20 protein-coding genes are annotated in these 24,852 nt (G+C 68.2%); 6 read left to right on the top strand and 14 right to left on the bottom strand.

All coding sequences use genetic code 11. From position 1 onward, the window contains the following. Positions 1-6 precede the first annotated feature (6 nt). The 6 genes from OG394_RS33610 to OG394_RS33585 form a co-directional block, all read right to left on the bottom strand. Positions 7-549: a TetR/AcrR family transcriptional regulator gene (locus OG394_RS33610; protein ID WP_328991202.1), complete on the bottom strand. Its 543-nt coding sequence runs from the start codon at positions 547-549 to the stop codon at positions 7-9. Continuing rightward, positions 546-1,973, bottom strand: coding sequence for an MFS transporter (locus OG394_RS33605; protein WP_328991201.1), 1,428 nt, complete (start codon positions 1,971-1,973; stop codon positions 546-548). The genes OG394_RS33610 and OG394_RS33605 overlap by 4 nt, the downstream gene beginning before the upstream one ends. 325 nt (positions 1,974-2,298) lie before the next feature. Continuing rightward, positions 2,299-3,753 carry a S1C family serine protease gene (locus tag OG394_RS33600; protein WP_328991200.1) on the bottom strand — a complete coding sequence of 485 codons (1,455 nt, stop codon included), beginning with the start codon at positions 3,751-3,753 and terminating at the stop codon, positions 2,299-2,301. Positions 3,754-3,906: 153 nt separating this feature from the next. Next, positions 3,907-4,206 carry a hypothetical protein gene (locus OG394_RS33595; protein WP_328991199.1) on the bottom strand — a complete coding sequence of 100 codons (300 nt, stop codon included), beginning with the start codon at positions 4,204-4,206 and terminating at the stop codon, positions 3,907-3,909. 57 nt (positions 4,207-4,263) lie between these two features. Beyond that, positions 4,264-5,076, bottom strand: coding sequence for an alpha/beta fold hydrolase (locus OG394_RS33590; RefSeq protein ID WP_328991198.1), 813 nt, complete (start codon positions 5,074-5,076; stop codon positions 4,264-4,266). Continuing rightward, positions 5,069-5,905 (bottom strand): helix-turn-helix domain-containing protein, encoded by an 837-nt coding sequence (locus tag OG394_RS33585; protein WP_328991197.1) that lies wholly within the window; start codon positions 5,903-5,905, stop codon positions 5,069-5,071. The genes OG394_RS33590 and OG394_RS33585 overlap by 8 nt, the downstream gene beginning before the upstream one ends. Before the next feature lie 374 nt (positions 5,906-6,279). On the opposite strand from OG394_RS33585, the gene OG394_RS33580 reads away from it, so the two are divergent. Continuing rightward, positions 6,280-7,125 carry an SDR family oxidoreductase gene (locus tag OG394_RS33580; RefSeq protein ID WP_328991196.1) on the top strand — a complete coding sequence of 282 codons (846 nt, stop codon included), beginning with the start codon at positions 6,280-6,282 and terminating at the stop codon, positions 7,123-7,125. Here OG394_RS33580 and pdxR read toward each other — a convergent pair. From pdxR to OG394_RS33565, 3 genes are all read right to left on the bottom strand, one after another. Further along, the gene (pdxR, locus tag OG394_RS33575; RefSeq protein ID WP_328991195.1) at positions 7,089-8,501 is read right to left on the bottom strand and encodes a MocR-like pyridoxine biosynthesis transcription factor PdxR; all 1,413 of its coding nucleotides are present in this window, start codon (positions 8,499-8,501) and stop codon (positions 7,089-7,091) included. The genes OG394_RS33580 and pdxR overlap by 37 nt on opposite strands. 70 nt (positions 8,502-8,571) lie before the next feature. Then, positions 8,572-11,550, bottom strand: coding sequence for a glycine--tRNA ligase (locus OG394_RS33570; RefSeq protein WP_328996894.1), 2,979 nt, complete (start codon positions 11,548-11,550; stop codon positions 8,572-8,574). 99 nt (positions 11,551-11,649) lie between these two features. Further along, positions 11,650-12,864, bottom strand: coding sequence for an MFS transporter (locus tag OG394_RS33565; RefSeq protein ID WP_328991194.1), 1,215 nt, complete (start codon positions 12,862-12,864; stop codon positions 11,650-11,652). Between the two features lie 82 nt (positions 12,865-12,946). On the opposite strand from OG394_RS33565, the gene OG394_RS33560 reads away from it, so the two are divergent. Both OG394_RS33560 and OG394_RS33555 read left to right on the top strand, forming a co-directional pair. Beyond that, positions 12,947-13,846 (top strand): LysR family transcriptional regulator, encoded by a 900-nt coding sequence (locus tag OG394_RS33560; RefSeq protein WP_328991193.1) that lies wholly within the window; start codon positions 12,947-12,949, stop codon positions 13,844-13,846. A 240-nt stretch (positions 13,847-14,086) separates the two neighbouring features. Beyond that, positions 14,087-15,859 carry a bifunctional metallophosphatase/5'-nucleotidase gene (locus tag OG394_RS33555; protein WP_328996893.1) on the top strand — a complete coding sequence of 591 codons (1,773 nt, stop codon included), beginning with the start codon at positions 14,087-14,089 and terminating at the stop codon, positions 15,857-15,859. A 1-nt stretch (position 15,860) separates the two neighbouring features. Here the strand turns inward: OG394_RS33555 and OG394_RS33550 are convergent, their stop codons facing one another. Genes OG394_RS33550 through OG394_RS33540 form a run of 3 tightly spaced genes read right to left on the bottom strand, consistent with a single transcriptional unit; the run spans position 15,861 to position 18,357 of the window. Continuing rightward, the gene (locus tag OG394_RS33550; RefSeq protein WP_328991192.1) at positions 15,861-16,772 is read right to left on the bottom strand and encodes a ribonuclease Z; all 912 of its coding nucleotides are present in this window, start codon (positions 16,770-16,772) and stop codon (positions 15,861-15,863) included. A 20-nt stretch (positions 16,773-16,792) separates the two neighbouring features. Beyond that, a complete protein-coding gene (locus OG394_RS33545; RefSeq protein WP_328991191.1) occupies positions 16,793-17,542 on the bottom strand; it encodes an SDR family oxidoreductase in 750 nt (249 codons plus the stop codon). Then, positions 17,539-18,357 (bottom strand): NAD(P)-dependent oxidoreductase, encoded by an 819-nt coding sequence (locus tag OG394_RS33540; RefSeq protein WP_328991190.1) that lies wholly within the window; start codon positions 18,355-18,357, stop codon positions 17,539-17,541. Before OG394_RS33540 ends, OG394_RS33545 begins: the two co-directional genes overlap by 4 nt. Positions 18,358-18,489: 132 nt before the next feature. Between OG394_RS33540 and OG394_RS33535 the strand changes: the two genes are divergently transcribed. Genes OG394_RS33535 through OG394_RS33525 form a run of 3 tightly spaced genes read left to right on the top strand, consistent with a single transcriptional unit; the run spans position 18,490 to position 23,137 of the window. Then, positions 18,490-19,743 (top strand): MFS transporter, encoded by a 1,254-nt coding sequence (locus OG394_RS33535; protein ID WP_328991189.1) that lies wholly within the window; start codon positions 18,490-18,492, stop codon positions 19,741-19,743. A gap of 10 nt (positions 19,744-19,753) precedes the next feature. Then, positions 19,754-22,717, top strand: coding sequence for a BTAD domain-containing putative transcriptional regulator (locus OG394_RS33530; RefSeq protein ID WP_328991188.1), 2,964 nt, complete (start codon positions 19,754-19,756; stop codon positions 22,715-22,717). Positions 22,718-22,765: 48 nt separating this feature from the next. After that, positions 22,766-23,137, top strand: a complete 372-nt coding sequence (locus OG394_RS33525) for a VOC family protein (protein ID WP_328991187.1) — start codon at positions 22,766-22,768, stop codon at positions 23,135-23,137. A gap of 66 nt (positions 23,138-23,203) precedes the next feature. On the opposite strand, the gene OG394_RS33520 is transcribed toward OG394_RS33525, so the two are convergent. Continuing rightward, the gene (locus OG394_RS33520; RefSeq protein WP_328991186.1) at positions 23,204-23,989 is read right to left on the bottom strand and encodes an alpha/beta fold hydrolase; all 786 of its coding nucleotides are present in this window, start codon (positions 23,987-23,989) and stop codon (positions 23,204-23,206) included. A 34-nt stretch (positions 23,990-24,023) separates the two neighbouring features. Then, positions 24,024-24,812, bottom strand: coding sequence for an alpha/beta fold hydrolase (locus OG394_RS33515; protein WP_328991185.1), 789 nt, complete (start codon positions 24,810-24,812; stop codon positions 24,024-24,026). Positions 24,813-24,852 lie beyond the last annotated feature (40 nt).

Below are 24,852 nucleotides of genomic sequence, written 5' to 3'. Positions count from 1 at the left end.
GAGTGGCTATTGGTCGACGAGGGATTGGAGGGCGGGGGCGTAGAGGTCGGCTAGTTTTTCGGGGGTGGCGGTGGCGGCCGGGCCTTCTTTGTTGATGGCCATGGCGGCGCCGAGGCCGAGGAGGTGGGCGGCGAAGAGTTCGGCGCGGAGGTCTTTGCCTCGGCCCTTCAGACGCGCGGCGACCTGTTTGACCACTTGGTCGCGGAAGCGTTCGCGCAACAGCGCCCGCTCATCCCCACTACCGGCCGCGAAGACCACTCGGAGCAGCAGGTCCTGCTTGTGCTCGCGGCGAGACCGGACCAGCGCCAGTACGGCATGCCGCCCGAGCTCGTCATTGGGCGCGTCCAGCAGTTCGGCGGCGGCCGGGCTGAAGTCCGCGACCGCGTCGAACAGCAACTCCTTGCTGCCGAAGTGCTTCACGATCAACGACGCGCTGACCCCGGCATCGGCAGCGATCCCGCGCAACGTCACCGCGGCGTACGGCTGAAGAGCGAACGCCCGCCGCGCCGCGAGCAGAATCGCACCCCTGCCCGTATCGACCACTGTCACGCGGCGGTCCTCTGCGGCTCGGCCAGCTGGACGTCTTCGATCACCGGACGCCGGGCCGGGATGAGCAGCGTCAGCAAGGTCGCCACCAGCGCGCAACCGCCCGCGATCATGAAGATCACCTGGTACGCCCCCAAACGTGGCGCCACCCCACCACCCACATGGGTCGCGACCAAACTCGTCAGCACCGTCACGACGACTGCGCTGCATACGGCTTGGCCGATCGTACGCATCAGGGTGTTCAATCCGTTCGCCGCCGCTGTCTCGCTCACCGGCACAGCATGCATGATCAGCGCGGGTAATGCCGAGTACGCCACCGCCGTACCAGCCGAGACCACCGTCGCACCGAGCACGATCGCGGTCAGACTCGTACTCGTGAAGACCCTCACGACGTACCCCAAAGTCATCAGGGCGGACGCCAGTACGAGCGTGAACCGCGGCCCGCGCGCCGCCGACAGCCGGGCCGATACCGGCGACAGCAGCACCATCGCGACACCACCCGGCAGCAGGCACAATCCGCTCACGACGATCGACGCGCCAAGGCCGTACCCGGTCCACGTCGGCTCTTGCACGAGTTGCGCGGTGGCCAGCGAGTTGGCGTAGAACGCGAAGCCGACCATCACGGCCGCGAGGTTCGTGAACAAAACCGCCGGCCGTGCCGATACTCGCAGGTCGACCATCGGCTTGGCTGTACGGAGTTGGTGGTAGCCCCACACCGGCACGAGGAAAGCGCCGAGGGCGAACAGGCCGAGCGTGATCGGTGACGACCAACCCCAGACGCTGCCCTTCGACACGGCGAGCAGCAGGCAGATCAGGATAGCGCTCAGGCCGAGAGCACCGAGTACGTCGAAGCGGCCGCGCGTCCGCAGGGGGGATTCCGGCACGACCAGGATCACGGCCAGCATGACGGCCAGACCGACGCTCGCGCTGGCCCAGAACATCGTGTGCCAATCCGCGTACTCGACGACCAAGGTGGCAAGCGGAATCCCGAAGGCCGCGCCCATCCCGAGGGTCGCACTCATCAGCGCGATCGCGGGCAAGACCTTCTCCGCGGGCAACTCGTCGCGGAGGATGCTGATGCCGAGCGGAATCACCGAGACGGCAGCACCCTGCAACGCGCGGCCGGTCAGGAGAACGGTCAGGTCCCTACTGACGGCGCACAGCAACGATCCGGCGACCATCGAGCCGATCGCGAGCAGCAGGACGCGGCGCTTGCCGTACATATCGCCGGCACGGCCGAGCAACGGCGTCACGACCGCACCGGTGAGCAGGGTGACCGTGACGAGCCAACTCACGTTCGCCGGCGAACTGTTGGTCAGCGCGGGCAATTGCGGCAGCAACGGCACCACGATCGTTTGCATGATCGCGACGACCACGCCACAGGCGGACAACGCGGCGACAACCAGCCGTGGGCGACGAGCAGGCATACGAAGATCCTCAGTCGGTCCAGCGGTGAACAACTGTTCACCCTCCGACAGTAAACACCCGTTCACCCCCCAACCCCAAACAGCACCCGTACCGCACACACCCGAGCCGATTTGTGGTTGGGAATTGGGGTGGCGCCGTGTGCGTCGTACGGCGTGCCGCTGAACCGCCTCCCGCGAGTGGACCCGTTATGACCTGACCACTCGCGGGAGGTTCAGAGGTGACCACTCGCGGGAGGATCAGAGGCGACCACTCGCGGCAGAAGGAGGGGAGCCGAACGCCGGCCCGGCCACGGAGGGGTGGCGGGCCGGCGTTGGTAGGGGGTGGCTAGCGGACTGGGCCTTGGGCTAGTTCGACGTTGGCGGTGTGTTGTTCGCCGGACTGGTCGGTCCAGGTGACGTCGACCTTGTCGCCGGGCTTGTGCTGCTCGAGGAGCTTGGTCAGGGTGTCGGCGGAGTCGATGGTCTTGCCGCCGAGCCGGGTGATGGTGGAGCCGGCGGCGATTCCGGCTTTGGCGGCGACGCCGTCCGGGATGACCTCGGCGACTACGACACCCGCGGCGGCCTGGTTGGTCAGCACGGTGATACCGAGCATCGCGGAACCACCGATGTGCACGGTGTCCGTCGCCTGGCCGGACTCGATCTGGTCCGCGACCGCCATCGCCTCGTTGATCGGGATCGCGTATCCCTCCGGGTCCGCGCTGCCCTGCCCGTCGGCCGTCTGCGACATGCCCCGCCCGTTCGGCGCCGGTACCGAACCGGCCACGTCCACGCCGATGACCTGGCTGTTGTCGTCGACCAACGGGCCGCCGGAATCGCCGGGCTGGATGTTGGCGTCGGTCTGGATCAGACCTGTCAGGCTCTCCGGGTCACCGCCGGACGAGTCGGTCGCGGTGATGTCCTGGTCCAGCGCGGTGACCTGACCGGGCGCGTAGCTCGGCGTACCACCCTTGCCGCCGGCGTTGCCCACACCGACGACCTGGTCGCCGACCTCGACGTCCGACGAGTCACCGATCGAGGCGGTGGTGAGGCCGGAGGCGTTCTGGAGCTGGAGTACGGCGATGTCCTTGGTGGCGTCGTAGCCGACGACCTTGGCGGTGTACGTCTTGCCGTTGCCGACGTTCGTGGCGGTGATCTTGGTGGCGCCTTCGACGACGTGGTGGTTGGTGATCACCTCGCCGTCGGACGAGATCACGATGCCCGTGCCGGCCGCCTGTCCGCCTTCGTAACCGAGAACGGTGTTGATGTTGACGAGTCCGGGTGAGATCGCCGCCGCGATGGCCGCCGGATTGTTCGACTTGGTCTGTGCGGTGGTGAGCGTGGCCTCGTTGCGGACGGCGGCCCAGGTGACCGAGGCGACGGCCAGGAGGAAGGCGAGCGCGAGTGCGCCGAACGCCATTGTGATCCGCTTGCGCCGCCGCGTCTGCTGCGGATTCGGCGGCCCGGGCGGACCCCACTGCTGCTGCGGATGACCTTGCAGCTGCGGCGGTCCGTACGTCGCATAGGCGAACTGCGGCTGCGGTTGGCCCTGCGCGTACTGCGGCTGACCCGGCGCGTACGGCGGTTGCCCCTGGGCGTACGACGGCTGGTCCGGAGCTGCTGCGCCGTACGGCGGGTTGGGTTGGTTCGACGCGGCCGGGTATTGCCAGTGGCGCGGGTCGTATCCGGCCGCCGGCGGCTGGTTCGGCGCCGGCATCGGCGGTTGCGCCCCGGCCGATTGTGGCGGCTGCGGCGGTTGGCCCGCGGGTGGCTGGTCTTTGCCCTGGTCTTCGTACTCGCTCATGTCCGGCTCTCCTTCGACGATCTCCCTCTTCGAGTAGAGCGCGCGGTTCTGAGAGGTTGTCGAAGGCAATCGGTGAATCAGCTGAGAAAACGCCGAAACCCTTGCCGGGAAAGGCTTTTCTCAGCCGACTGCCAGCTTGTTCTAGGGATTGGCTCAGACTGAGAGCTGGGCGAGGACGCGGATGGGTACGCCCGGTGCCGCCAGCCCGAACCACAGACCGCGCCGGACCAGGCACCCACGCCGATGCCCGCGCGTCGCCTGCACGATCCAGGCGATCACTACGAGCAACCCGAGCAGGCCGACCACGATCCAGCCGAACCACTCCCGGACCGCGAGCGTCACGGCGAACCCGATCGCCAGCAGCACCAGGCCACCCACGAACGAGGCCGGGCTCCATACGTCGTCCCGGGACGTCCAGGGCTGACGTACCTCGATCCCGCACCGGCAAGCCATGGCCGAAGCATATTTCCCGACCAGGTCTTCAACCGGTACGACCGCCGGGCGCAGGACCTAGGCGTGGCGGGCCAGGAAGGACTCGATCAGGGCGTTGGTCTCGGCCGGGCTCTCCAGGGCGGCGAGATGCGCGGCACCTTCGAGTACGACGAACTCGGCGCCGGGAATCGCGTCCGCCATCGCGCGTGTCTCCGCCACCGGGAAGGTCGCGTCCTCGACACCGGCGACGACCAGCACGGGACTGGTGATCCCCGCGACCAGCGCGAGCTGATCCGGCCGCCGCGGCACCACGCTGGTGACGGCCCAATGCGCCGAGTTGAAGTCGAGTCGCCGGATCGCGGCCTTGACCGCCGACACCACGTCGGGCTTGTGCTGCTTGGTCGTCGGCCCGAGGAACGCGTCGACCGCCGACCTGACGAGCGGTCCGCGAATACCACCGATGACGCGCGCGACCGCGACCAGTGCGCCGTACTCGAGCTGCTGGTTCCGCCCGGCCAGCGAGGCGGTGCAGTTCATCAGTACGGCGGCGCCGACGCGATCCGGGTACGTCGCGGCGAACGTGCCACCGATCATCCCGCCCCAGGAATTGCCGACGAAATGCGTGCGCTCGACGTCGAGCGCATCGAGGATCCGGACGATCGCCTCGGCACATTCGTCAAAGGTGAACGGGCGATTCAGCGCCTGGCTGCGGCCGTGCCCGGGCGGATCCACCACGATGACGCGATGGTTCGGCAGGAAGTGCTCGACTTGAGCCGCCCACATCGACGAGTCCATCAACAGGCTCGACCAGAACATCAGCGCCGGCCCATCCCCGCCCGTTTCCACGCGGAGCCGCCCCAGCCCGGTCGCGACGTACTTCTCCTCAAGCATTCCCACACATCCTTGCCCTAGGCAACTTTCCGGTAGCGAAAGCGTGTGGTGGCACGCCCATCACCCGGCGAAACTCGGCGGTCAAATGCGACTGGTCGTAATACCCCGCCGCCACCGCCACCTCAGCCAACCCACCACTCCGGACCCCACTCACCAGGCCGTCCCCGGCCTGCGCGGAGTCCCGGGTCTGCGCGATGTCGCGGGGGTGCGCGATGTCGCGGGGGTGCGCGATGTCGTGGGGGTGGGTGGTGTTGCGGGTTTGGGCGAGGACGGTGCGGACGCGGTCGATGCGTGCGTAGTGCTTGGGCGAGAGGCCGGTCGCTGCGGTGAAGACGTCGCCGAGGTGGCGCTCGCTGACGTGCAGGCTCTGGGCGACTTCCCGCACGCGTACGCCGACGCCCAGCAGCCGGGCCGCCCGCTCGACCAGGTCGATCGACAACGCGGGCCTTGCGCCGGAGATCATCGTCAGTACGGTTTCCAGCTGATCCATCGGACCTCGCCGGGACGTCGGCAGCTCAGCAAGAACCTCGGCCTGATCGACCAACTCCGCAGGGGAATGCCCGAACACAGAGGTCGCGAGTCCCGGATCGAGGCGGATCTTCAAGCAGGACGGCCCGACCTCGCCGTCGACGTACATCGCGCGCGTCCGTGGCCCCATCGCCACCAACTCGGTCGGCAGATCCGGACGGGTACGAACGGCCAGGGTGACGGCGTGATCCGGCATCTCGACCACCGTCCCGGCGGCACGCATCGCGCCAAGGCTGATCCCCGCCACCCCAGCCGGCAACCCGGACGGAAGCCGAACCGGCCGCTCAACCTCAACGATCATCCACCAACTCTACTGACCCACCCAGGCCGCCGCGGACCTCCACGCAGGCACAACCCTGCTCTTCGCGACCGGTGAAGCGCTTCAAGGGCAGGTTGTGCCTGCCTGGCGATCCGAAGCGGACACCAGCGCAGCCACAACCCCGCAAAACCAGCCGCCAAACCGATCCAACGCCCACCTATGGCTGCGCCCAACGAACGCGCCCAACCATTTGCATTCATTCGTCGGAATCCGCCCTCTCAGCGCAGCGGAGCAGCAGATGTCCGCGGTGGGAAGAGGGCGGATTCCGACGAATGAATGCTAAAGCGGGAGCCGGGCGGTGGGATTGTGCCGGTTTCTCCTATTCGGGGTGACGCCGCCGCAGAAGGATGGTGGGCATGATTCTGGTTACTGGTGCGACTGGCACTGTTGGTAGTGAAGTTCTGCGGCAGCTCGTGCAACGCGGTGCGGAGGTCCGGGCGATGGCCCGAAACCCCGAGCGCATCACCACGCCGGAGGCCGAGGTAGTGGCGGGAGATTTTGGTGATCCGGAATCCCTGGCGAAGGCGGTGACCGGGGTCGACACGGTCTTTCTACTCACCGCGCCGACCTCACCCGGCGCGGATCACGACCTCGCACTGCTGACCGCCGCACGCGCACAAGGAGTGCGCCGGATAGTGCGGCTCTCCGCGATCGGCACCGGCGAGACGGACTCCGCAGGACGTACGGTCGGCCGGTGGCACCAGGTAGCCGACGACGCCGTACGGGCGAGTGGGCTCGGATGGACCATCCTGCGCCCGTCGAGCTTCGCGTCGAACACGTTGTCCTGGCTCGAGCCGATCAACGCCGGCGAACCGGTGCCGAACCTGCTCGGCGATGCGCGGTACGGCGTGATCGACCCGCGCGACGTGGCCGCCGTCGCGGTCGAGGCGTTGACCTCCGACCAGCACGACGGAAAGACCTACACGTTGACCGGCCCCGAACTGCTGACCGCGGACGACCAAGCGACACAACTCGGCGAAGTTCTCGGGCGGAAGGTCTACCTGTTCGACGTACATCCCGAGGTCGCGCGCGACGGAATGCTTGCCCAGGGCATGGACCCAGGCGCGGTCGACGCGATCGTCACCGGCACACTCTGGGCACGCGAAGGCAATAACGCGATCCTCACCGACGACGTACCGAACATCCTCGGCCGACCAGCCCGCACCTACGCGATGTGGGCGCGGACCTCGGCGACGGCCTGAGCCAAGAGCGCGACGCCCTCCACCACGGCCGCGGGCGTGAGCGAGCCATAGCCGAAGACCAGACCGGGCGGTCCCGGCTCGCTCAGGCGGTACGGACTCAGCGGGTAGACGCCCAGGTCATACCGCAACGCCGCGGCAGCAAGAGCATCTTCGTCAACGTCCAGCGGCAGCGGCGTCATCAGGTGAAGGCCGGCCGAAATGCCGGTCGGGCAGAGCTCCGGCAGCTCCCGGGCCAGGGCCGAAACGAGGGTGTCGCGCAACTCCCGATAACGCGGACGCATCCGCCGCAAATGCCGGTCGAACTCGCCGCGGGCCACGAAGTCGGCGAAGGCCAGCTGATCCAGTACGGACGAGCCGCGGTCGTCGGCCATCTTCGCGGCGGCCATCGCAGGCACGAGTCGTGCCGGCAGGATCAGCCAGCCGAGGCGCAGACCGGGCGCGAGGGTTTTGCTGGCCGTACCCGCGTAGATGACGTGGTCAGGCGAGAGCCCTTGGATCGCCCCGATCGGCTCCCGGTCGTACCGGTATTCCGCGTCGTAGTCGTCCTCGATGATCAACGCGTCGTGCCGCGAGGCCCACGCCACCAGGGCCGCGCGGACGGCCGCCGAGGTGACGACGCCGGTTGGGAACTGGTGTGCGGCGGTCACGAGTACGACGTCCGCGCCCGACGCCTCGAGCCGGTCGACGTCGATGCCGTCCTCGCGCACGGGGATGCCGACGACCTCCAGCCCGGCGGCCGCCGCGACACTCCGCAACTCCCAGTCCGACGGGTCCTCGACCGCCAACCGACGGAATCCCGCCGCCGCCAGCACTTGCAGGATCAACCGCGAACCCTGCGCAAACCCGTTACAAATAAGGAGATCTCCGGGCCGAGCCGACGTACCTCTAACGCGGTTGAGGTAGTCCGCCATCGCAACCCGCAGCTCTTCGGAACCACGTCCGTCGAGGTACGCGAGGCGTTCGTGCGGCGCCTCGGTCAGGACCTTCCGCAGCGAACGCAACCAGGCCGCGCGCGGGAATTGCGTGACGTCGGGCCGGCTGTACTTGAAGTCGATCCGCGGCGCTTGCTCGACCACCATCGACGCGGGCGCGCCCCGCAGCCCACAAGCCGCGTCCGGCGCGACCAGGGTGTAACCGCCGGACCGGCTGACCAAGTAGCCCTCGGCGACCAACTGCTGGTACGCCTCGACCACCACACCGCGCGACAATCCCAGGTCGGCCGCGAGCGCGCGGCTCGACGGCAACGCGGCGCCCGGGCGCAACCGGCCGTCGCGAATGCGATCCCGGATCCCGGCCTCCAACTGCTGGTGCAACGCCACCCCGCCATCACGGCGCAACTCGACCAGCAACTCCCCCGCCGCCCCGGACTTGGTCATGCAGACGACAGTAATCGCAAAAAGGGCGCCGGAGGTGTTGGCCTCCGACGCCCTTCAAGGTCCTAAAGCTTTAGACCAACGCCTGCCAGTCGAGCACCGGTGCGGCCAGGTCGCGGATGGTGGCGAGCAGCCCCAGGCGGGCGGCGCGGACGTCGAGGTCCTCGGCCATCACCAGGATCTCCTCGAAGAACGCCGTCACCGGCCCGGTCAGGATCGACGCCGCCGCGATGAAGTCGGCCAGCCCGATCGGACCCGAGCCGAGCGCTTCCCGCACCTTCGTGACCGTCTGGTGCAACGCGAGCTCGGCCGGTTCGGTCAGCTTCGACGCGTCGTACGTCGCCTCGGTCCCGGCCGGCACGATGCGCCGGGTCCGCTGCAATCCGGCAACCAGCTCAGCGAACGACTCGCTACCGGCCTGCCGCTGCAACTCGGCAAGCGTCTCGTCCGCAACCACAGGCGCGTTGGCCAGGAATAGCACGGCGGCAACCTGGTGCGGGTCGTTGCCGCGGTCAAGCAACTGCTGCTCATACCGACGTACGGCGAAGTCGGCCACCTCGGCCAGCGAGGCCTCCGGCACCTCGATGCCCTGGGCAACGATCTGCGCGGACGCCGCGGAAATGCCTACCGGCAAGGTAATTGCGCGCAACGATGGGTGGTCGCGCAGGATCGCCACCACGCCAGCGGCGGCGCGACGCAGACCGAACGGGTCCGAGCTACCAGTCGGAGTGGCACCGATCGCGAACAGCCCGGCCAGTAGGTCGAATCGGTCCGCCAGCGCCAGCAACGCACCGGCCGTCGTGACCGGCGTCGGGTCGCCACCGGAACGCGGCAACTCCATGTCGAACAGCGCCTGCGCGACCGCCTTGGTCTCCCCGGCACGGCGCGCGTACTCCCGGGCCATCGTGCCGGCCAGGCTGGTCAGCTCGACCACCATCTGCGAGCCGAGGTCGAACTTCGCCAGCTCGGCCGCCCGGCGCAACGTGACCAGCTCGTCCTCGCCCAGCCCGGCCGTCTCGGCCAGCGCCAGCGCGATCGCGCCGATCCGCTGCGCCCGCTGGGCCATCGAGCCGAGCCGCTCCTCGAAAGCGAGCTTGTCCAGCCCGGACTTCATCGCCTCGGGCGTCGTCTGCAGATCCGCGCGCCAGAAGAACGCGGCGTCCTCGTAACGCGCGCGCAGCACGGCCTCGTTACCCGCGCGCACGGTCGCCTCATCGATCGCGCCGTTCGCCACCGCGACGAAGTGCGGCAGCAAGCCGCCATCGGCATTACGCACCGGCAGGTACCGCTGGTGCTTGCGCATCACCGTGGTGAGGATCTCCGGCGGCAGCGACAGATAGTCCGGCTCGAAACCACCGAGCAGCGCGGTCGGCTCCTCGACCAGGTTGACGATCTGGTCCACCAGCGCGGTCTCGCCGTCAACGTCGACCACACCATCCACCGTCGCGGCCAGCCGGCCCGCATCAGCGACGATCCTGGTACGACGAACGTCAGCGTCGGCCTCGATCCCATTCGAGCGCAGCAGGTCGAGGTAGGCGTCCGCGGAGGCGATCTCGATCTCCGGCTGGGCGGCGACGCGATGCACGCGAGTGGTGCGCCCGGCGGTGAGACTGCCCACGGACAACGGGATCAGCTGGTCACCGAGCAGCGCAACGAGCCAGCGAATCGGCCGGGTGAAGGACAGCTTCGGGTCGTTCCAGCGCATGTTCTTGTCGGAACGCAGACCCGTCACGACCTCGGCGAGCACACCGCTGAGCACCTCGGTGGCACCCCGGCCAAGATCGGCCTTGGTGACACCGACATACGCCACGCCGTCCACGTCGATGTCGTGCAGCTCGCTGACGTCGACACCCTGCCCGCGGGCGAAACCGGCCGCGGCCTTGGTCACATTGCCGTCGGCGTCGAACGCGGCCGCCTTCTTCGGGCCGCGAACCACGCGCTCGGCATCCGGCTCGGCGGGCTGAACGGCGTCGACGATCGCGATCACCCGGCGCGGGGTCGCGAAGGTGCTGATCTCGCCATGGCCGAGGCGGGTGGCGCCGAGCTTCTCGGTCAGCGCCTTGCGCACGGCGTCGGCGGTCTTGGTCACCTCACTCGGCGGCAGCTCCTCCGTCCCGAGCTCGAACAGCAGCCGGCGCTCGCCGTCCACCACCGGGAACTCGGTCGGCACCGGCGCGACGGCCGGCAGCTCGGCGAGGCCCAGCGGGTGCTCGAGCTCGGTCCGGCGCTCGGCCCACAGCTGGGCGACCTCGCGGGCCAGACCGCGCATCCGCCCGAAGGCCTTCGCGCGCTCCGTCGTACTGACCGCGCCGCGGGCGTCGAGCACGTTGAACGTGTGCGAGCAACGCAGCACATAGGTGTGCGCCGGCACCGGCAGCCGCGCGTCGAGCATCCGCCGGGCCTCGGTCGCATACTCCTCGAAGAGGCGCTTCTGGCCTTCGACGTCCGCGTCGTCGAGGTAGTAGCGGCTCATCTCGTACTCAGCTTGGCCGAATGCCTCGCCGTAGCTGATCCCCGGGGCGTAGGCGATGTCCTTGAAGTGGCTGACACCCTGCAGCGCCATCATGATGCGCTCGACGCCGTAGGTGATCTCGACCGAGACCGGGTCCAGCGTCATGCCGCCGGCCTGCTGGAAGTACGTGAACTGGGTGATCTCCAGCCCATCCAGCCAGACCTCCCAGCCGAGACCCCACGAACCGGTCGCCGGGTTGGCCCAGTTGTCCTCGACGAAGCGGACGTCGTGCGCGTGGATGTCGATCCCGAGGGCCTCGAGGCTCTCCAGGAACAGCTCCTGCGGGTTGCCCGGGTCCGGCTTGAGCACCACCTGGAACTGGGTGTGCGTCTGCAGCCGGTTCGGGTTCTCGCCGTAGCGGGCGTCGTCCGGCCGGACGCTGGGCTCGACGTACGACACCTTCCACGGCTCGGGACCGAGCACGCGCAGAATGGTCGCCGGGTTCAGCGTGCCGGCGCCGACCTCGGTGTTGAAGGGCTGCACGATCATGCAGCCTCGGTCGGTCCAGTACTTCGTCAACGCCAGCAACGCGTCCTGCATGGTGAGCACTACGAAAACCTCGCGGGGAAGTGAGCCGAAAAGCCTGAAGCACGAAGTCTATTCGCCCCGGCCGACACCGCGAACCACCTTTCCGAGCGGTCAGACGGCGGTCGGGACCACGGGGGCTGGGGGCGGGGCGAGGAGGCGGGTGGCGGAGTAGAGGACGCCGAGGAGGGCCAAGAGGGCGAAGGCCGGGAGGACGACGGTGGTGGGGAAGACCAGCAGGGCGAGGCCGATGGCCATCACCGGGAGGGACAACCCGCTGTAGCCGACCAGGAAGATGGCGGCCAGGACCTCACCACGCGAGTCAGGGGTTGCCAGCGAGGCGGCGGACGCGACCGACGTACGGAAGACCAGGCCGACGCCGGCGCCCGCGACGATGCCGCCGACGACGAAGAGCGCGAGGCTCGGAAAGACGACGGCCGCGGCGATGGCGACCAGGCCCGCAGCCATCAACGCCGTACCGAGTTTGAGCTGATTGCGGACCGTCATCGCCGAGAGCACGATCTGACTGAGGGCCGCGGCGGCGAACACGGCGAACGGCACCGCGCCCGCGAGCACCCGCGAGGTCTCGTGCAAGGTCCCGGACAGGAACGTCGGCGCGACCGAGGTGAACAAGCCGAGGATCGCGAACGCCGACACCACACCGGCGCCGGCCGCGAGGAAGGTGCCGCGGGCCTCGCGCGGTACGGACACCCGCTGCGGCCGGTACGGCACGCGCTCCGCGGGCGGCGTCACCGTCTCCGGCACCAGCGCCAGCCCGAGTGCGCTGATCGCGAGCAGGAGCACGAAGACCACGTACGGCGTGGTCAGTGGCGACCGCACATACTGGGCCAGGAGGCCGGCGATCAACGGGCCGACGGCCAGGCCGCCGAGGTTGGCCGCGGTGGAGAGCATCGACGCGCGTCTGGGGTGCTCGCCGGGGCGCCCGAGCTGTCGCAGTTCGGCCACGTGCGCGGTGGCCGTCGCGGTGATGACGCCAACGCCGAGCCCCGAGACGAACCGGGCGAGGATCAGCCCGGGCACCTCCGGCCAGAGCAGGAAGATCCCGGCGGACAGCAGTTCGAGCAGTACGGCGGCGAGCGCTACCCGGCGACGGCCGAGCCGGTCGCTGAGGTGACCGGCGAGATAGAGACTGGCCATCACCCCGAAGGCGTAACCGGCGAAAACGACCGTCAGGGTGAACGTGCTGAACCCGTCGCGCTGCTGGTAGAGCGCGTAGAGCGGAGTCGGCAGCGTCCCGAAGGCCATCGTGATGAAGAAGGCGGCGCCGACGATCCACGAACCGGCCGCATGACTGAGCTTGTTGTTCACCCTTCGACCATCACACTCGTGAGTCATCGAGTCCAACGAAAAGACCTGGATGCTCTTATCGGTTTGAGCGATAATAGCCGTCGTGGACAATCGCCAGCTCGAGTACTTCGTCGCGGTCGCCGAGGAATTGAGCTTCACCCGCGCCGCCCAGCGGGTCTTCGCCGTCCAGTCGACCGTTTCGGCGGCGATTCGCGCGCTGGAGACCGAGTTGCGGACGCCCTTGTTCGAGCGATCGACCCGGGCCGTCGCGCTCTCCCCCGCGGGCGCCGCGCTGCTGCCCGAGGCCAAGGCGGCGCTGGCCGCGTTCGACCGGGCCCGGGCCACGGTCGAGGAGACCACGACGGGCCTGCGCGGCAGCCTGCGCATCGGCACGCTCACGCGGATCGGCGCGATCGACCTGGCCGCCCTCGCCGGCGCCTTCCACGAACGCCACCCGGAGGTCCAGTTACACCTGACCGCCTCGCCCGAGGGTTCGACCGGCCTGGCCGAGGACCTGCGCCGGAGCCGGCTGGACCTCGCCTTCCTCGGACTGCCCGAGTCAGACCTCACCGGGCTGGACGCGGACCCGATCCTGGAGATGCCGTTCGTCGCGCTGCTCCCCCGGCGGCACGCGTTGGCCGATCGGCGGGATCTCGAGCTGGCTTCGTTGACCGACGAGCCTTTTGTCGACACCCTGCGCGGTTTCGGCAATCGGCTGGTGGTGGATCGCGCGTACGAGGCGATGGGCAGGCCGCGCCGGGTCACGGTCGAGGTGCCGGATCTGCCCAGCGTTCCGGCGTACGTCGCGGCGGGTCTCGGTGTCGCGGTCATCCCACAGCTCAACGTCAAGCCCGGGTCGAACGTGGTGGTCGTACCCCTGGCCGGGCAACCGCTGACCTGGAAACTGTACGTCGCAACCGCCCGCGGCCGCCGCCGAAGCCGCCCGATCGAGGCCCTCCTCGACCTCCTCCCCGACTACCTCAACCCCGACCACGGCTTCTAGCTCACCTTCTTTTGCGTTCATTCGTCGGAATCCGCCCTCTTCTCACCGCTGACCTGCACCTGTCCACTGAGCCGAGAGGGCGGATTCCGACGAATGAACGCAAAAGAAGGGGCCAACGGGTGGGCAGATTCTTTCCGGATTCAGCGACTCGCCGTTTGATGGTGACTTGGCGTTCATCGTGGGGCAGTCTGATTCTGTCGGAAAGTGCTTGCCTGGACAGTTGAGGAGACACTTGTGCGCATGTTTCACCGCCCACGCGTCAGGGCCGCGGCCCTCGTCGCGGTTGTCGCGGCCGGCCTGAGCCCCACCGCGTTCGGCGCGGCCGCCGACGCCGTTCCCACCTCGGTACCGGTGCAGCTGGTCTCGATCACCGACTTCCACGGTTACCTGCGACCGCCGTCCCCCGCCGACGGCGGCACCATCGTCGGCCCCGACGGCAAGCCCCAGGTCGTCGGCGGAGCGGCGTACCTGGCCGCGCATCTGAACACCATCTGGGCCGGCCAGCGGAACTCGATCTTCTTCGCCGCCGGCGACAGCTTCGCCGGCTGGCCGTTCGAGGTCGACGCGCATGCCGACGAACCGACGGTCGAGGTGATGAACGCGCTCGGGGTGGAGTTCGACGCGGTCGGCAATCACGAACTGGACGTGTCGAAGAGCTTCCTGGTCGACCACATGGCGAACGGCAAGTGCTTCGGCAAGGTCGGGGTGGACAGTTGCTTCACCGACTCCACCGGGCGCCGCTTCCACGGTGCCGACTTCTCGTTCCAATCGGCGAACATCGTGGACGCCATGGGCCGCACGATCGTCGCGCCGTACACGATCCGCTGGGTCAGCGATCACGGCCGGGCGTACCCGGTCGGCTTCATCGGCCTGACCGTTCCCGACACCCCCGTCGGCTCGACGTCGTTCCAGCCGGGTCTCAAGTCACTCGATCCGCTGGAGTCGGCGAACGCGGCCGCGGCCGAGCTGACCCGGCGCGGGGTGAAGGCGATCGTGCTGAACATGCACGAGGGCGGTACCGACGCATCGCCGACGTACGACAACTGCGTCAACCCGACCGGACCCGCGATCGAACTCGCCCGCAAGGTCACCCCGCAGATCGACGCGATCGTGACCGGCCACTGGCACACGGCTTTCAACTGCAATATCCCGGACCCGGCCGGCAATCCGCGCCCGGTCGTCGAGGCCGCGAACCACGGCCGTCTGATCAACGAGATCAACCTCCAGCTCGACCGCCGTACGGGTGAGGTCCTGCGGGACAAGACGACCTCGACCAACCACGCCGTCACCCGAGACGTCACCCCGGACGCCCGAATCCAGCGCATCGTCGACTACTGGACCGCCGCCGGCGCGCGCAAGTACGCCGAACCGGTCGCCACCATCACCGGCGACTTCACCCGGACCGCGAACGCGGCCGGCGAGAGCACGTTCGCGGACCTGGCCGCCGACGTGCATCTGTGGACCGCCCGGCAGAACGGGTCCGCCGACCTCGGCATCGTCGCCGCCAAGCCCGCGGTCGGCAGTACGGCGTTGCGCGGTGACCTACTGGTTGCCAATAGCAACAAGCCGGGTGATGCCGACGGGCGCGTGCTGCTCGGTGAGTCGTGGGAGGCCTACGGGTACGGCAATCCGGTCCTGACCGTGAGCCTGACCGGAGAATCGCTGGACGCCGCGCTCGAGCAGCAATGGCAGACTCAGCCCAATGGGACGGTGAAGTTCGCGCCACTGGCGGTGTCGGGGAACGTCGCCTACTCCTACGATGCGAGCCGTCCCGTCGGCGATCGGGTCGACCCGGCAGACGTGAAGATCGACGGTGTCGCCCTCGCCCCGGGCAAGACCTACCGGGTCGCGGTGCTGGCGTACACGGTGATCGGTGGAGACGGCTATACCGCGTTCAAGGCCGGTTACAGCAATCCGGTCCGCAACAACACCGACCACGAGACTTTCGCCGCCTACCTGAAGGCCCACAAGACCCTGACGCCGGCTCCACTCACGCGCATGACGGCGAAGTAGGTCAGGCTCGGGACGGTACGGCGATTCGGGTGAGGTCGGCGGCGATGACCAGGTCGCCGTCGAACCCCTCGGCGGCTTCGCGGCGGAAGGCGTCCGGGTCGTCGTACCGCTGCGAGAAATGGGTCAGCACCAGTTTGCGTACGCCGCACTCCTTCGCGACGCGGGCGGCATCGAGGGCGGTGAGATGACCGTACGTCGTCGCGTGCGCACTTTCGGAACTGAGGAAGGTGGACTCGATGACGAGCATGTCGGCCCGATCCGCCAGTTCGTAGACGTTGTCGCAAAGGCGCGTGTCCATCACGAACGCGAACCGCTGACCCGCCCTCGGCGTACTCACCTGGTCGAGCGTCACCACCCGGCCGTCCACCTCCACCAGGCCCTCGCGTTGCAGCCGTCCCACGTCCGGCCCGGTCACGCCGTACCCGGCGAGCGCCTCGGGCAACATCCGCACGCCATCGGGCTCGACGAGTTGGTAGCCGAAGGCCTCGACCGGGTGCTCCAGGCGCAGCGCAGTCAGTACGCCGAACGGGCCGGACGCGATCGGGCCGTCGTCGTACGCCGGCTCCTCCGCGACCTTGGCCACTTCGTAGAAGGAGCTGGCGTGGCGCAATCTGGCGAAGTACTCCCGGCCGGACGCTGGGTAGTGCGCTTGCACGGTGTGCGGGACACGGTCGAGGGAGAGCCGTTGGACGACGCCTGGCAATCCCAGGCAGTGGTCGCCGTGGAAATGGGTGATGCAGATTCGCGTGATCGCGCCGACGGCGACACCCGCGAAGAGCATCTGCCGTTGGGTACCTTCGCCCGGGTCGAAGAGGAAACCCTCGTCATCCCAGCGCAGGAAATACCCGTTCTGGCCGCGGCTCCGCGACGGCACCTGACTCCCCGTCCCCAGCACCACCAACTCCCGCGCCATCCCTCGACCTTAAACCTTCCTCAGGCGCGTGTGATGCCGGTGCCGAGGCCGCCGTCGACGACTAGGCGGGATCCGGTGGTGTAGGTGGCGTCGAAGGCCAGGTAGAGGACCGCGGCCGCCACCTCCTCCGCCGTACCGTGCCGCTTCATCGGCGTCATCTCATCCCCGATCACGCGGAAGGCCTGCCGGTCGGCCTCGGACAGATCGGCGGCGCCCATCGTCGGGGTGTCGATGAACCCTGGGCTGACCACGTTGACCCGGATATCGCGAGCCAGCAGCGCGCCCGCCATGCCCTTGGCCATCGACACCAGCGCCGCCTTGGTACCGCCGTACACCGTCATCGTGGACTCGCCGCCCTCGTCCGCGATCGACGAGGTGAAGACGATCGCACCACCGTCGCGGACCAGCGGCGCGAGGCGCTGGGCGGTGAAGAACGCGCCCTTGGTGTTGACCGCGAAACTCCGGTCGTACGACGCCTCGGTGACCTGGTCGAACGGCTCCAGCATCGAGATGCCGACGTTCACGAAGAGCAGGTCGATCTGCCCCAGCCGCTGGCCCACCTCGTTGCCGAGGGCATCGATATCGGCGAGGCTGGCCGCGTCGGACCGCAGCACGTGGGCGGACCGCCCGGTCAGCTCGCCGCGCGCCTTCTCCAGGTTGCGCTCGTCGCGTCCGGTCAGCAGCACCTCGGCACCGCCGTCGAGCAACGCCTTGACGGTGGCGAGCCCGATCCCGTGCGTACCGCCTGTGACTACAGCTTTTCGGGTCATCGGTTCAACATCTCCTCGAGGGTGAGACCGGCCGCGTCCGGGCCGATCATCTGGCGAAATGGTGTGGTCAGGTGGCTCAGCAACTCCGGATCAACGCCCTGGTCGTTGCTGGCAGCAACGATGTTCCCGAACGCGATGACCTGCATGTCGGCAGGCGAGTCATCGGTGATCGAATTGAGCACCCCGGTCATCGCGACCAGCCAGGGCGCGAGCAGCGAGGTGGTGAACTCGGCCGGGTCGAGACCGCCCGACGCGGCCAGCGCGACCGAGTGCGCGACGCCGCCGAACATGCCGTACATCCCGCTCAGCAGCGCCAGGTCGATCAGCGCTGCCATGCCCGCGTCCTCGCCCAGAAAGTGTGTGGCGCCGAGCTCGCCGAGGATGTCCTCGTACCGCTCGAACGCGGCCCGCGAACCGCTGTAGAGCACAAACGCGCTCGGCCCACCGATCATCGGCGGAACGGCCATGATGCCGCCGTCGACGTACTCCCCGTCATGCAGCTTGGCCGTCTCCCGCGCCTGTGCGGGCGTCCCGTTCGTGAGGTTGATCAGCGTCCGCCCGGCCAGGGCGTCCCAGGAACCATCCAGCACGCCGTGCAGCGTCGGGTAGTCCAGTACGCAGGCAACAACCACCGGCGACGCCTGTACTGCTTCCTTCGGGCCTTGCGCGCGGATGGCCCCTTGGGCGACCAGGTCGTCGCCCTTGCCGGGGGTGCGGTTCCACACGGTCACCCGGTGTCCGTTGGCCAGGAACGCGGCAGCAAGCGCGTGCCCCATCGAACCAAGCCCCAATACCGTCACATCGGTCTTACTCACAGAAGGTCCTTCCTGTTCTTGTCAGGCCCTAACCCTGCGATCGACCGCTCTAGGTTTTCTCTAGCTCCAATGTCGATGGGCTTTAGACCGCTCCGACGTAGCAGGTGACAGCAACGACGGAAGAGGTGCCTGATGGCTTCGGATCAGCTTCTGCGGACCTACCTAACGCTTGTCGTCGTGTCGACAAGTGCTTCGTCGATGATCTGGGGCATCAACACGCTGTTCCTGCTCGACGCCGGCCTGAGTATCGGCGAGGCGTTTGCCGCGAACGCGTTCTTCACCGCGGGCATGGTGCTGTTCGAGGTCCCGACAGGTGTGGTCGCCGATACGGTCGGCCGGCGTACGTCGTACCTGCTCGGCGCGGCCACCTTGTTCGGATCCACGCTGCTCTATCTGCTGCTGTGGCACACCAGTGCGCCGTTCGCGGCCTGGGCGGCGGCGTCGGCCCTGCTCGGACTGGGGTTCACGTTCTTCAGCGGCGCCACCGAGGCGTGGCTGGTGGACGGCCTGACCGCCAGCGGGTACGACGGCTCGCTGGACACGGCCTTCGGTAAGGGGCAGATGGCGAGCGGTATCGCGATGATGGGCGGCACGATCGGCGGCGGCCTGCTGGCCCAGGCGACCAACCTCGGCGTGCCGTACCTCGTCCGGGCGGTGCTGCTCGGACTCACCTTCTTGGTGGCCTGGCGGTCGATGTACGACGTCGGCTTCGCACCGAAACCGCGTGTCTCGGTCAGGTCGGAGATGGCCGGCATTCTGCGCGCATCGCTGGAGCACGGTCTGCTCAACCCGCCAGTGCGTTGGTTGATGCTCGCCGCACCCTTCGCCTCGGGCGTCAGCGTGTACGGCTTCTACGCGGCCCAGCCGTACCTGCTCGAGCTGTACGGCAGCGCAGATTCCTACGCGATCGCCGGGCTGACGGCCGGGCTGGTCGCCGGAGCGCAGATCGCTGGCGGCGCCTCGGTGTCGCTGGTGGCCAGGGCGTTCCGGCGGCGTACGTCGGCGCTCCTCATCACTGCCGGCGTCACCGCGGTAGTGCTGGCGCTGATGGGTCTGGTGCAGAACTTCTGGGTGGTGTTCGCGCTACTGGCGGTGTGGTCAGTGATGTTCGCAGCCGCTATGCCGATCAGGCAGGCCTACCTGAATGGACTGATCCCGTCGGCACAGCGGGCGACAGTACTGTCGTCGGACAGCCTGCTCGGCTCCACTGGTGGCGTGGTCATCCAGCCGGTCCTCGGCCGGTCTGCCGACGTCTGGAGCTACGGCCCTTCCTACGTCATCGGTGCAGGTATCCAGCTCCTGGTCCTGCCGTTCATCCTGCTGGCGCGCCGCGAGCGTGCTGCCTCCGACAACCGGGCCAGCGAGCCTGTGTTGGCTCCTGGGTAGGGTTGACGGTGTGCGTTTCGGGGTGCTTGGTCCGCTGCAGGTCTGGTCCTCAGACGGTAAGCCGGGCACGATCCGCGAGAAGAAGGTCCGGGCGCTGTTGGCCGACCTGCTCTCGTACGGCGGAAGGCCCGTTCCGGCGGACAGGTTGATCGATGATCTCTGGAGCGGCAGTCTGCCGGCCAATCCGGGGAGTACCTTGCAGACCCGGGTCTGGCAGTTGCGGAAAGCCCTGGAGGAGATCGAGCCGGGCGGCAAAGCACTGGTCGTCTCTAGCCCGGCGGGATACGCGCTGGCCGCTACGGCCGTCGATAGCGAGGAGTTCCGGGCACTAGTCGCCAAGGCCAGGTTGAACCGGGACCCGGCGCTGTTGACCGAGGCGCTCGCGCTGTGGCGGGGAACCGCCTATGACGGGTACGACTTTGCTGAGGCGGTACGGGCCCGGCTGGAAGAGGAACGGCTCGTCGCGCTGGAGGACCTGGCCGAGGCACGTCTCGAACTTGGGCAGCACCGAGAGCTCGTGAGCGAGTTAGGCGAGCTGGTGACGCTCCACCCGCTGCGGGAACGACTGCACGCCGTACATCTTCGGGCCCTCTATGGAGCCGGGAGGCAGGCAGAGGCGCTTGAGCGGTACGACGCGTTGCGGCGGCGGTTGGCGGACGAGCTGGGGGTTGATCCGAGCCCTGAGCTCTCTGCGGTCTACCAGGCTGTACTGCGGCAAGAGGCGACTGTGCCTGGCAGCACGGCTCTGGGGCGGAACAACCTGCCGGAGCCGCTTACCGAGTTGATCGGCCGTGGTGAGGCTGTAGCGACTGTGAAGGGCTTGCTCGCCGCAAGCCGACTTGTGACGCTCACAGGCTCGGGTGGTGTGGGTAAGACCCGGTTGGCGCTTGAGGCCGCTCGCCAGGCCGTCTATCCGGATGGGGTTTGGCTGGTCGAGCTTGCCGGTACAACGTCCCCCGCCGAGGCCGTCGCGGCCGTATTGTCCGTGCGGGATTCCGCCGAGGAACCGCTGCAGGATCGGTTGGCCCAAGGGCTGCAGGACAAACGGCTTCTGCTGGTCTTGGACAACTGTGAGCACTTGATCGAACCGGTAGCGGAACTGGCCCGCGTACTGCTCGCGAGAGCGCCCGGGCTGCGCATCCTCGCGACAAGCCAGGAGTCGTTGGCGGTCGACGGTGAACGCCTCTGGCCCGTGCCACCGCTTGAACTGGCGTCGGCCGTTGAACTGTTCACCGCTCGCGCTAGTGCCGCCGTACCGAGTTTCGTGCCGGACGACCCTGCAGCCGTTGCAGCCATCTGCCAGCGGCTTGACGGCATCCCACTCGCTCTCGAACTCGCGGCCACCCGTGTGCGCGCACTCGGCGTACGCGAACTTGCCGAGCGTTTGGACGACCGGTTCGGCCTACTGGTCGCCGGGAGGCGTGGAGCGCCCGCTAGGCAACAGACCTTGCGGGCGATGATCGACTGGAGTTGGGACCTCCTGACAGAGTCCGAGCGGATAGTCCTGCGCCGGCTCGCCGTACACGCCGAAGGCTGCACGTTGGCCGCCGCGGAGGTTGTCTGCGCGGGAGACGGCATCAAGCCCGGCGACGTACTGGACCTCGTGTCACGACTGGTAGATCGCTCGCTGGTCGTAGCCGTCCCAACACCTGACGGCACCCGCTACCGACTACTCGAGTCTGTGACGGCGTACTGCCTTGAACGACTTCAGGAACGTCTAGCCGTCGAGAGCCTCCACCGGCAGTACTACCTGGCGCTGGCGGTTGAGGCCGACTCCAACCTCAGAGGGCATGACCAGCAGCTCTGGTTGTCCCGACTCGACACGGAGACCGCGAACCTCCGTACCGCGCTCGACTCTGCCATTGACGCCGGAGACGCCTCCGTGGCGTTGGAACTGACCACAGCCCTTGGGTGGTACTGGTTCGTCCGAGGCCGGTTGGGCGAGGCGCGGCGGTCACTAGATCGTGTACTGGCCATGCCCGGTCCTGCGGACGCCCTGGCACTTGCAGGACTGTGGCGAGCCGCCTTCACCTTGCTGGTTCGTGATGGCGTAGATCCGGTTGAAGCCGAGCTAGACGACCTGTACGACGCTGCGCGCGATCCAGGTGTCGTAACCCTCGTGCTGGCCTCTGCCCAAGTGGGCTTCGGAACTCCGGGCCCGAGCGAGCGGTGGAGGGCTCGGGGGACCAATGACCGTTGGGGTACGGCCACGGTCGAGTCCTTGCAGGCGTCCAGCGCTCTGGCGGCCGGTGACCTGGCGAGAGCGCGCGAACTCGCTGTGCGCAGTGCGACCACCTTCCGCGACCTCGGCGATCGCTGGGGGCGTCTGCGTGCCACGGATGTTCTGGCGTTCCTTGCCGAGGTTTCTGGTGAGTACGCCGAGGCAACCCGCTTGCACGAGGAAGGCCTCTGCTACGCGCAAGACCTCGGCCTGTGGACGGAAGCGTCGTACAAGCTCTCCGGCCTCGGGCGATTGGCCCTGCTGGCCGGGGATTTCACTGCCGCGGACGAGTACCACCGGCGCGGAATGGAGCTCGCCCGGTCGCAGTCGCATCAACGCGGAGTGCAGTTCGCCGAGGTGGGTCTGGGTATGACCGCCCGGCGCCGCGGTGAGCTCGAGCAGGCGGAGCTCCACCTCCGGGCGTGGCTCGACTGGTGTCGCGAGTACGGCGGCGGGCCCGGTGTGGCGCTGATCCTGGCGGAACTCGGTTTCGCCGCCGAGCAACGAGGTGACGCCGTACAGGCCCGCGCCCTCCATGAGGAAGGCCTCGCGACCGCGGAAGCCGTCGGCGACCCGCGAGCGATCGCCCTCGCCTGCGAAGGCCTGGCCGGCGTCGAGGCCCTGACCGCCAACCCCACCGAAGCCCGCCGCCTCCTGACCAAAGCCGCCACCCTCCGCGCCTCCGTCGGCACTCCCCTGCCAGCGGGCGAACGCTTCGACCTCAATCGCATCACTGCCCGATTGGACCGCTGAAGCCTTACTGTTCGAACGGCCAAAGATTTCGGCGAAGGAGGGGTTTTGATGGACTGGAAGCTCGAGTTGGTCGCTGTGCCGGTGACGGATGTGGATCGGGCCAAGGCGTTTTATACCGAGCAGGTCGGGTTCGTCGAGGACCACGATCACCGGATCAGCGACGAGGTCCGGTTCGTGCAGCTGACGCCGCGCGGCTCGGCCTGTTCGATCGCGATCGGTACGGGCCTCAGCACGCAGGAGCCCGGCACCGCACAAGGCCTGCAGGTCGTGATCGACGACGCCGACGCCGCCCGCAAGGAACTACTGGAGCGTGGCGTCGAGGTCAGCGAGGTCCAGGAGTTCCCGTGGGGCCGCTTCGTCTTCTTCAGCGACCCCGACGGCAACGGCTGGGCCCTCCAGCAAATGCTCCCGCAGCAGTAACAACACCGTCATCGGGCCCTTCTGACGCGGCGTGTCGCCCATCATCGGTCCCTTGTGACACGCCGCTCAGGTGGTCAGGAAGGCGCGGATCACCGGGGCGATGGCGGTGGCCTTGATCATGTGGTTCTGGCCGGCGACTACTTCGTGGCGGGCGTTCGGGACGGCTTGGGCCAGGGCGGCGACGCTGGTTCGCATCCAGGCGGGGCTCTTGCCGCCGTTGACGATCAGCGCCGGGGCCTTGATCGACTCCCATTGCGAGGCGTCGAGCGGTTTGCCGAAGCAGTTGCCGCCGACAACCTTCGCGTCGTACGGCAGGGTGTGCGCAACGGCCGTCATGCCCTTCCAGGCCGGCATCAGCCGCATCATCGTCACGACGAACCCGGGCAGGCCGATGCCCTTGGTCATGAAGTACTTGACCGCTTGACCCGGCTCGCGCGCCGCCAGTTGGTCGACCCAGTCGGCCGGGATCGGCTTGCGGCTGTCGTCCACCACGAAGGGCGGTTCGAACGCGACCAGCCGGGTGATCGGCACACCCGCCGCGGTAGCGCGAAGCAGCAGCGCGGCGCCAGACGACGTGCCATAGGCGTACGCCGAACCGCCCGCCTCGGCGACAACGGCCGCGAGGTCCTCGATCTCCCGCTCGGGCGAATACGGCTCGGTGTCACCGCTGTCGCCCCGGCCGCGTCGGTCGTACGTGTAGACGGTGAAGGCGTCCTGCAACTGCCCCGCCACCTCGGGCAACGGGCCTTGCGCACGGCTGCACAACGCGCCGTCGACAAGGACTAGCGCCGGGCCCGAGCCGATGCGGTCGTACGCGATGGTGGTGCCGTCGGCGGATGTCGTGGTGTTCATCGGAGTACCCCTTCGTGTGAAAAGTCAGGCCCGGTCATGCGAAGAACGCGCGCAGCTTCGGCACCAGCACGGCCGGGTCGACCTCGTGCGTCTGCCCATTCAAGACCTCATGCGTGCCGTTCTTGAGGATGCCGGCGAGCGCGGGCGCGGCCGCCTCGATCCACTCCCAGCCGGAGTCGCCACTCATCACCAGGGTCGGCGTGGTGTAGTCGCGGACCTCGTCGACCGGCAACCGGCTCTCGCCCATGATCGTCGCGTCGTACTCGAGGGTGTGCGCAAGCTGCAACTGCTTCGGCCACCACGGCTCGGTCCGCCAGGTCTCGACCAACTCCGCCGGCAGGCCGACACCATGCACCACAAACCGGATGAAGGCCTCATCACGTTTCCCCGCGGCGACCAGCTCCCGGTAAACCGAGGCGTTGTCCTTGGACGGGCGGGGTTTGCTGCTTTCCTCCAGGATGTACGGCGGCTCGTACAGCGCGACCTTCTTGGCCGGGCAGCCCGCCGCGGCGGCGAGAAGCGCGAGGGCCGCACCACTCGAGATGCCGTACAGGTCGGCGGAACCGCCCGCGGCCGCGAAGACCGCTTCCAGGTCCTGGAACTCCAGCTCCGGCGAGTACGGCGTACCGGCCGGGCTGAGGTCGCTATCACCCCGGCCGCGGCGGTCGTAGTTGTAGACGGTGAAGTACTCAGCGAGTAGCGCCGCGAGTGGCGCGTTGTCCGACCGGTCGACCGATCCCCCGCCGACCAGGATCACGGCAGGCCCATCCCCCAAGCGGTCCACGGCGATCTTGGTGCCGTCCTTCGACCTGACCTTGATCATCGGTATTCCTCCTGCTCCCGACGGGCTCACCCCGTCTCTC

The sequence above is a fragment of the Kribbella sp. NBC_01245 genome (assembly GCF_036226525.1).
Classification (GTDB): Bacteria; Actinomycetota; Actinomycetes; order Propionibacteriales; family Kribbellaceae; genus Kribbella.
Note: the sequence above shows the minus strand (reverse complement) of the source record. Positions and strands in the feature narration are given on the sequence as shown.

What these genes read in the sequence shown, in the direction of transcription:
- OG394_RS33605 (WP_328991201.1), bottom strand. Translation starts at nt 1,973, where the DNA reads ATGCCTGCTCGTCGCCCACGGCTGGTTGTCGCCGCGTTGTCCGCCTGT.
- OG394_RS33600 (WP_328991200.1), bottom strand. Translation starts at nt 3,753, where the DNA reads ATGAGCGAGTACGAAGACCAGGGCAAAGACCAGCCACCCGCGGGCCAA.
- OG394_RS33595 (WP_328991199.1), bottom strand. Translation starts at nt 4,206, where the DNA reads ATGGCTTGCCGGTGCGGGATCGAGGTACGTCAGCCCTGGACGTCCCGG.
- OG394_RS33590 (WP_328991198.1), bottom strand. Translation starts at nt 5,076, where the DNA reads ATGCTTGAGGAGAAGTACGTCGCGACCGGGCTGGGGCGGCTCCGCGTG.
- OG394_RS33585 (WP_328991197.1), bottom strand. Translation starts at nt 5,905, where the DNA reads ATGATCGTTGAGGTTGAGCGGCCGGTTCGGCTTCCGTCCGGGTTGCCG.
- OG394_RS33580 (WP_328991196.1), top strand. Translation starts at nt 6,280, where the DNA reads ATGATTCTGGTTACTGGTGCGACTGGCACTGTTGGTAGTGAAGTTCTG.
- pdxR (WP_328991195.1), bottom strand. Translation starts at nt 8,501, where the DNA reads ATGACCAAGTCCGGGGCGGCGGGGGAGTTGCTGGTCGAGTTGCGCCGT.
- OG394_RS33570 (WP_328996894.1), bottom strand. Translation starts at nt 11,550, where the DNA reads ATGCAGGACGCGTTGCTGGCGTTGACGAAGTACTGGACCGACCGAGGC.
- OG394_RS33555 (WP_328996893.1), top strand. Translation starts at nt 14,087, where the DNA reads ATGTTTCACCGCCCACGCGTCAGGGCCGCGGCCCTCGTCGCGGTTGTC.
- OG394_RS33550 (WP_328991192.1), bottom strand. Translation starts at nt 16,772, where the DNA reads ATGGCGCGGGAGTTGGTGGTGCTGGGGACGGGGAGTCAGGTGCCGTCG.
- OG394_RS33545 (WP_328991191.1), bottom strand. Translation starts at nt 17,542, where the DNA reads ATGACCCGAAAAGCTGTAGTCACAGGCGGTACGCACGGGATCGGGCTC.
- OG394_RS33535 (WP_328991189.1), top strand. Translation starts at nt 18,490, where the DNA reads ATGGCTTCGGATCAGCTTCTGCGGACCTACCTAACGCTTGTCGTCGTG.
- OG394_RS33525 (WP_328991187.1), top strand. Translation starts at nt 22,766, where the DNA reads ATGGACTGGAAGCTCGAGTTGGTCGCTGTGCCGGTGACGGATGTGGAT.
- OG394_RS33520 (WP_328991186.1), bottom strand. Translation starts at nt 23,989, where the DNA reads ATGAACACCACGACATCCGCCGACGGCACCACCATCGCGTACGACCGC.
- OG394_RS33515 (WP_328991185.1), bottom strand. Translation starts at nt 24,812, where the DNA reads ATGATCAAGGTCAGGTCGAAGGACGGCACCAAGATCGCCGTGGACCGC.